The organism is Streptomyces niveus (genome assembly GCF_001723055.1).
Classification (GTDB): domain Bacteria; phylum Actinomycetota; class Actinomycetes; order Streptomycetales; family Streptomycetaceae; genus Streptomyces; species Streptomyces niveus.
Map to the genome: position 1 here is coordinate 1 of NZ_MDCR01000410.1, position 5991 is coordinate 5991.

The window sequence follows — 5991 nt, forward strand, 5'->3', positions numbered from 1 at the left end:
GTTGGGGACGGGGGTGCGGGTGGCGTCGGTGGTGGTGTCGGTGGCGGTCTCGTCGTCGGGGATGTCACGGGCGAAGCCGCGCTCGTACAGCGTCTTGACCAGTTCGGCGGCCATGGCCTGCTGCGCGGGGCCGAAACCCTGGCAGATGTCCCCGAGCCGGTGGTGGCCCGCGAGGTGCGGCACCATCAGCGAGGCGAAGCGGTAGGCGGTGCGGCCGGTGAGATGGAAGCCGCCGTCGGCGTTGTGGAAGAGGACCCCGCCGGGTGTCTCGGTGAAGAGCACGTCCCGGCGGACCCGGGGCCTGGTGCCGGCCAGGGCTTCGAAGGCGGACACGGCGGTCGCCGCCCCTGCGGCCCGCGCGGCCTGCGGGGCCCGCTGGGCCTTGGCGGCAGGAGGCGCGGCGGCCGTCGGGGTCGCTTCTACAGCCATGGGATTCACACCTTCTGTATCGGTCGGGATCGATACGGCGCGGTTCTGCGCGCGTACACACGGAGCAGTTCGTGCACCCGGTAGGGGCCGGGCGGCCCTTCTTCCAGCAGTCCGGCGTCGGCGAGCCGGTCCAGTACGTCGTCCGCCTCGGCGGGGGACATGCCGAGTACGCGTACGCCGTCCTCGGCCGTGAAGTGGTCGGGGATCTGCGCGGCGACCTTCAGGAAGGCGTCGGCGAGCCGGGGATCGAGCCGGTCGAGCGCCCCGCCGAGCACGCGGTGCACCGACAACTCGGGTGAGTCGGCGAGCGAGAGCCGCGCCAGCGGGTCCTCGGCCAGCCAGCTGACGGAGTCGGCCAGCCGCAGCGCCGGCCGGGTGAGCAGCCGGGCCGACATGATGCGCAGGGCGAGCGGGTGGTGGCCGCAGGCCTCGGCGAGGCTGCGGGCCGCCTCGGGTTCGGCCTCGACGCGTTCGGCGCCGAGGACGGCGAGCAGCAGCGCGTACGACTCCTCCTCGCTGAAGGTGCCGAGCCGCAGCACCCAGCCGCCGTGGGTGGCGACGAGACCGGCGAGGCCGCGCCGGCTGGTGACGACGGCCGCGCCCTCGGTGCCGGCCGGCAGCAGTTGCCTGACCTGCTCGGCGTCGACCACGTCGTCCAGCAGGAGCAGGGCGCGTTCGCCGGGTACCCGTTCGCGCAGGGCGGCGGACACCTCGGCCGCCGCGTCCTCGGGGCTGCGCGGTGTGCCGTCCGGGGCGACCATCCGCACCATGAACAGCCCTGCCGGGAAAGCGTCCTTGACCTGGTGCGCGAGGTGCCGGGCGAGCGCGGTCTTGCCGATGCCGGGCGCCCCGGACACCAGGAGGGTGACGGGGTCCTGGCCGGGTGCGGTCAGCCTCTCCCGCAGCGCGGCGCACTCGGCGGCGCGCCCGGTGAAGGAGTGCACGGTGGCGACCGGTCCCACCATCGCCTTCGGGGCGGGCGCGGGCGCGGCGGTGGCGGCAGGGCTCTGCTCCTGCTGACCGCCGCCCCCGTTGGAGACGTACGCCGGACCGGCCGGTTGCCGGTCCTCGGCGGGTCCGAGGTCCTCGCCGCGCAGGATCGCCATCTCCAGCCGGCGCAGCGCGGGTGAGGGATCCACGCCCAACTCGTCGTGCAGATAGTCCTTGACCAGCCGGTACTCGGCGAGTGCCTCCGTCTGCCGGCCCGTGCGGTACAGGGCCTCGATGAGCTGTTCTCGGAACCGCTCATGACCGGGGTGTGCCCGGCTGGCGCTCCACAGCTCCACCAGCGCCTCGCCGCAGCGGCCGAGCCGCAGCTTGAGGTCGCAGGCGCGCTCCAGGATCCGCAGCCGCTCCTCGACGAGCCGGGGGACTTCGTCGCGGTGCAGTACGTCGGAGCGGACGTTGGCCAGGACGGAGCCCTCCCACAGCGACAACGCCCCTTTGAGTACGTGCAGTTCGCTCTCCGGGTCGGCCGTCTCCTCGGCGCGCCGTACCTCTTCCCGGAAACCGATCAGGTCGAGATGCCGGGGCCCGGCCGTGATCCGGTAGCCACCGGGCACGGCCTCGATGGGTGTCTCGGTCACACCGTGCTTGGTGAACAGCCGGCGCAGCCGCAGCACACACGTCTGGAGCGCGGCCCGTGAGGTGGCCGGCTGTTCCTCGCCCCACATGGTCCGCTGCAAGTAGTCGGCGGAGACGACCGAGTTCGCGTGCAGAAGCAGTGAGGCGAGGAGGATGGTGGGTTTGGACGGCTGGAGGACGACGGTGTCGGAGCCGTCCGTGATGCTGAGCGGCCCGAGGAGCTGAAACCGCACGGGCTACGCCTCAGTCCCAGCCGTTGACAAGCTTGCTCGTGATCACGGTGTCCCCGCCGACGGGCGCGGCGGCGGAGGCGACCCCCGTGGACAGGGTCAGTGCGGCCGTACAGAAACCAAGGACGAGGGCGGTACGTGCGATACGAGCGCTGCGCGAACGGGCCGTGTTCTTCTTGGAGTTGGAGTGCGGTACACCGAGCACAATTCCCCCTGTTGAATCGTTCCGTCGGTCCGGATCGCTTCCGGTGGGACAGACGATGACAGCGGGTGTCTCGAATTGGGGGGCCGGGGCTTGTCAGCTTGCTGCATCTACGCGCGCAGCTTGTTGTCAGCACGGCTGTGACCTGCGGCAACGAAATCGGCTCCGATGGGCGTGAAGGACGCCCACCGGAGCCGAAAATGTACGTTGGCCAACTATCGGCCAATGTTCGGTTTAGTCCGTCGCGATGGCGTTCAGGACGTTCATCCGGCCGGCCCGGAAGGCCGGGACGAGCGCGGCGAACAGTCCCACGAACGCCGAGGCCACGAACACCCCGATGATCGTCGGCCAGGGGATCTCCAGGACCTCCAGCCCCTCCAGGGCGAGGAGTTGCTGGGCCGCCGTGCCCCAGCCCATGCCCAGACCGAGGCCGAGCAGCGCTCCGAAGAGGGCGATGACCACCGACTCCAGCCGGATCATGCGGCGCAGTTGACGGCGCGACAGGCCGATGGCCCGCAGCAGTCCGATCTCCCTGGTCCGCTCGACGACCGACAGCGCGAGGGTGTTCACCACTCCCAGCACCGCGACGATGATCGCCAGTCCGAGCAGACCGTAGACGATGTTGAGCAACTGGCCGATCTGGTCCTTCAGATCCTGCTTGAAGTCCGTCTGGTCCTGGACCTTGTACTGCGGGTACGCCGCCATCGAGTCCTTCAGCGCCGCGTACGCCTCCTTCTCCTTGCCGTCGTCGGCCGCCGCGAACATGATGATGTTCTTCGGCATCTTCTCCGGCGTCAGATACTCCGCGGCCGTGTCGATGGACATGTACTTGGCGCCCTTGTCCACGGACACGTCGTCCGAGGTGATCGCCGCGACCTTGAGCTTGGCGCTCTCACCGCCCTTGAAGGCGACGGTCAGTTCGTCCCCCACCGAGACGTCGTGCTCCTTGGCGAACACGTCCCCGACGGACATCGCGTTCTTGCCGTACGCGGCGGACAGCTCACCCCCGACGGTCTCGCGGCGCAGATCCTGCGCGTACGTCGGGTCGGCCGCCACCACTTCGTCCTTGGCGGTCTTGCCGTCGGGCGTGGTCAGCACCGCGTCGATCAGCTTGTACTCGGTGACGTGCTTGATGTCCGGCGCCTTCTCCAGCGCCTCCTGGGCCTGCGGCACGATCGGCTGACCGGTGTTGGACTGGACGATGAAGTCCGCGCCGACCGTCTTGTCCAGCTCGTCCGTCGCGGAGGCGACCATGGACGAGCCGACCACCGACAGGCACGCCACCAGGGCCAGGCCGATCATCAGGGCCGCGCCCGTGGCTCCCGTACGCCGCGGGTTGCGCAGCGCGTTGCGCTCGGCCATGCGGCCGACGGGGCCGAAGACCCGCAGCACGACCGCGCTCAGGACCTTGACGAAGAACCCGGCGAGCAGCGGGCCGATGACGACGAAGCCGATGAGCGTGAACACCACGCCCAGCCCGAGGTACAGGGAGCCCTCGCTCGCCTTCTCGGCCCCGGTGGAGACGAGGAGCGCGGCGACACCACCGCCGGTGAGGACCAGGCCGATCGCGCCCCGGATCCGTCCGGCGCGGCCGTCGGCCGGCGTGCCGGCGTCCCGCAGCGCCGCCATCGGCGAGATCTTCCCGGCCCTGCGGGCCGGTATGTACGCGGCAAGGACGGTGACGATCACCCCGAGCGCCAGTCCGATCGCGGGCGTCGTCCACTTCACCGTGAGGTCCTGGGTGGACAGCTCCATACCCATGGAAGACATCAGTTCCATCAGACCGACGGCCAGTCCGACGCCCGCCGCGACACCGGCGACGGAGCCGACGATGCCGAGCAGCACGGCCTCCAGCAGCACCGAGCGGTTGACCTGCTTACGGCTGGACCCGATGGCCCGCATCAGGCCGATCTCCCGGGTCCGCTGGGCGACCAGCATGGAGAAGGTGTTGACGATCAGGAAGATGCCGACGAGGAAGGCGATCCCGGCGAAGCCGAGCATCGCGTACTTCATCACGTCGAGGAACGAGCCGACGCTGTCGCGGCCCGCGTCCGCCGTCTCCTTCTGCGTCTGGAGCTTGTACGTGCCCCCGAGCGATCCCGCCAGGTCCGCCTTCAGCTGGGCGTCGCTGACGCCCTGGTCGGCGACGACGTTGATCTGCGTGAACAGACCGGTCCCGCCGAGGAGTCCGCGCTGGGCGGTCGCGGTGTCGAAGTAGACGACGGCGGCGCCGGGGTTGGTCACCTTGAAGGTGGCTATGCCGACGATCTTCGCCTTGAGGTCGCCCGTAACCACGATGGTGCGCAGCTCGTCGCCGAGCTTCAGGTCGTGCTTGTCGGCGGTGTCGGCGTCGACCATGACCTCGGTGGGACCGCGCGGGGCGTGCCCGGAGGTGATCTCCATCGACTTCAGGTCGTTCCGGGTCCAGTTGCCCGCGATCGTCGGGGCGCCGCTGGACGCTCCCACGTTCTTGTTGTCGGCGTCGACGACCGTGACGCTCATGCTGCTGACCGCGCCCTCGGCGGACTTCACGCCCTCCGACTTCTCGACGCGGCCGACGACGGAGGCCGGCAGCGACTCGGGCTTGCCGGTCTGGGACGGCATCTCGTCGGCCGCCGCCGCGCCCTTGGGGCTGACGGTGACGTCGGACGACGTGGCGGCGAACAGCTTGTCGAACGTGGTGTTCATGGTGTCGGTGAAGACGAGCGTCCCGGAGACGAACGCCACCGACAGCAGGACGGCGACGGCGGAGAGCGCCATGCGTCCCTTGTGTGCGAGGAAGTTGCGCAGAGAGGTCTTGAGGACGGTCACGAGGTCCGCCCCCGCGCGTCGAAGTTCTTCATGCGGTCGAGGACCTGCTCGGCGGTCGGGTTGCGCATCTCGTCCACGATCCGGCCGTCGGCGAGATACAGCACCCGGTCCGCGTAGGACGCGGCGACCGGGTCGTGCGTGACCATGACCATGGTCTGTCCCAGCTCGTCCACGGACCTGCGCAGGAAGCTCAGCACCTCGGCGCCGGCCCGCGAGTCCAGATTTCCGGTCGGCTCGTCACCGAAGATGATCTCGGGCCGGGCGGCGAGCGCGCGGGCGACCGCCACCCGCTGCTGCTGACCGCCGGAGAGCTGGGTGGGCCGGTGCTTGAGCCGGTCGGCGAGACCGACGGTCTCCACGACCCGCTGGAGCCACTGCCGGTCGGGCTTGCGGCCCGCTATGTCCATCGGCAGCGTGATGTTCTCCAGGGCGTTGAGCGTCGGCAGCAGGTTGTAGGCCTGGAAGATGAAGCCGATCCGGTCCCTGCGCAGCTGCGTGAGCTTCTTGTCCTTGAGCTTGGTGATCTCGGTCTCGTCGAGATAGATCTCCCCCGAGGACACGGTGTCGAGCCCGGCGAGGCAGTGCATCAGCGTCGACTTGCCGGAGCCCGACGGGCCCATGATCGCGGTGAACTGCCCACGGGCGATGTCCACATCGACATGGTCGAGCGCGCCAGGTCGTCAAGGCCTACGGCTCGGGGGAGACCCGGATCGTCGCGCTCGACCATGTCGATGT

The 5991-nt window shown here is 69.9% G+C and carries 3 protein-coding genes and 2 pseudogenes; all 5 read right to left on the reverse strand.

Annotated features, from left to right (window positions below; translation table 11 throughout):
- Positions 1-429: pseudogene (locus tag BHU15_RS34900) on the reverse strand (TOMM precursor leader peptide-binding protein); the annotation flags it as partial.
- A 5-nt stretch (positions 430-434) separates the two neighbouring features.
- Positions 435-2246 carry an AfsR/SARP family transcriptional regulator gene (locus BHU15_RS34905; RefSeq protein ID WP_069630791.1) on the reverse strand — a complete coding sequence of 604 codons (1812 nt, stop codon included), beginning with the start codon at positions 2244-2246 and terminating at the stop codon, positions 435-437.
- A gap of 10 nt (positions 2247-2256) precedes the next feature.
- Entirely contained in the window at positions 2257-2448 is a 192-nt protein-coding gene (locus BHU15_RS34910; protein ID WP_069630792.1) for a hypothetical protein, read from the reverse strand.
- Between the two features lie 231 nt (positions 2449-2679).
- Positions 2680-5256 (reverse strand): ABC transporter permease, encoded by a 2577-nt coding sequence (locus tag BHU15_RS34915; RefSeq protein WP_069630793.1) that lies wholly within the window; start codon positions 5254-5256, stop codon positions 2680-2682.
- Positions 5253-5927 (reverse strand): annotated as a pseudogene (locus tag BHU15_RS34920) (ABC transporter ATP-binding protein); the annotation flags it as partial. The gene BHU15_RS34915 and the pseudogene BHU15_RS34920, both read right to left, overlap by 4 nt.
- Positions 5928-5991: the final 64 nt, after the last annotated feature.